Raw genomic sequence first — 1,611 nt, 5'->3', positions numbered from 1 at the left:
AGATAAGGCAAGTAGGATAAAGCTCTTTGACGTAGGCGCGCGCGAGCTCGATAATACGCTGATAATAGCCTACAAAAAAGGCAAACGTCTAAACCATCTAGCGCAGGCATTTATCAAAACTGCACGTAAAATTTCTAATGAAATTTAAAATTCATAGCTCGCAACGATAAATGAGAGATTGAGTTTTTGCAGCACTTTGCCCTTCTTTTAGCTTTTGCATAAAAATTTTAGAGTAGATTTCGCCCAAACTTGGGATGAAATTTCAAACTAAGCTTAAATTAGAATTTTGCCAATAGAATTTTTTATTGCTAAAATTTCACTCACAATTTACGACGAAATTTAGCGCAAAATTCTAATTTTTCACTCCGCTTAAAATATCCAAATCCTTGTTATACACCTTAGTATCTACTTCAAAAATTCCAAGCAGCGTATGAAAAAGATTATCGTGCGAAAAAGCGTCATCCTTATGCGATTTAAGCGCGCTTAGATCATATCTTTCGCGCATTTCTCCCTCACCTAGCCAAACGATAGCGCCGATATGCTTTTGCGCCTCGGGAGCGAAAAGATAGGGCATACCGTGCAGATAAACGCCGCCCTCGCCGAGACTCTCGCCGTGATCGCTCATATAGATCATCGCCGTTTCGTGCGTCTTAGAATACGGTTTTAAAAAATTTATAACCCTACTTAAAAAATAATCCGTGTATAAAATCGCGTTATCGTAGGCGTTTGAAATTTCTTGCTGCGAGCAGTTTTCAAGCTCGTTATCGCGACAAACGGGGCTAAATTTTTCAAATTCTTTCTTATAACGCTTGAAATACGCAGGTCCGTGATTGCCCATCTGATGCAGCACGATTAATACGTCTTTGCCCGCGTTTTCGGAGACAAATTTATCAAGCCCCGCAAGCATCCCCTCATCCCTACACTCCACATCGCAGATCGGATTATTTTGCGGAATTTTAAAATCCTGATATTTTACGCGCAGCGCCACACCTTTGGAATCGGAATTATTATCGCGCCACAAAATCGCCATGTCATCAGCGCGGCTTAGTATGTCTAATACGTTTTGCTCCTCCGCAGCCTTTTCGACGCTAAATTCCTCTCGATTTAGCAGCGAAAACATGCACGGCACGCTTTGCGCCGTCGAAGTGCCGCAAGAATGGGTATTGCTTAGGCTTACGACACCCTGCTCTTTGGCTAGTAGCGGATTAGTATCTCGCTCGTAGCCGTTTAGCGAAAATCTATCCGCTCTCGCCGCTTCGCCCACGACTACGACGACGAGCTTTTTTGAGCTTGTAGAATTTTCATCGATATGCGCGTCCGTAGCGATTTGCATCAGAGGCTGCGAGCCCTGCTTTTTAGATTTTGCGGCAAATTTAACGCCGCTGTAGATCCAATATCCGGGATTTGCGTAGCTGCGTAAAATTTTATGCTCTCTGAAAAACGACGCGTAGTATTTGCTAAATCCGAAAAGCAGCGCCGCAATGATTATTATGCAAATGCCCGCTACTTTGAGCTTAGCTAAAATTTCAAATTTAAGCGGACGGTAGCTAACGCGCGAGCGAGCAATCAGCACGCAGGGCAAAATGCCCAGCAACAGCACGTAAATCGCCA

Annotated in this window: 1 protein-coding gene; it reads right to left on the bottom strand. The window is 43.5% G+C overall.

Translation table 11 applies throughout. The annotated features are described in order from the left end of the window. Window positions 1-352 precede the first annotated feature (352 nt). Window positions 353-1,611, bottom strand: a 1,259-nt coding sequence (locus tag Q0256_RS11470) for a phosphoethanolamine transferase (protein ID WP_297963244.1), incomplete at its 5' end; no start/stop codon positions are given.

It is taken from the genome of uncultured Campylobacter sp. (assembly GCF_937949835.1).
Taxonomy (GTDB): domain Bacteria; phylum Campylobacterota; class Campylobacteria; order Campylobacterales; family Campylobacteraceae; genus Campylobacter_B.
Note: the sequence above shows the minus strand (reverse complement) of the source record. Positions and strands in the feature narration are given on the sequence as shown.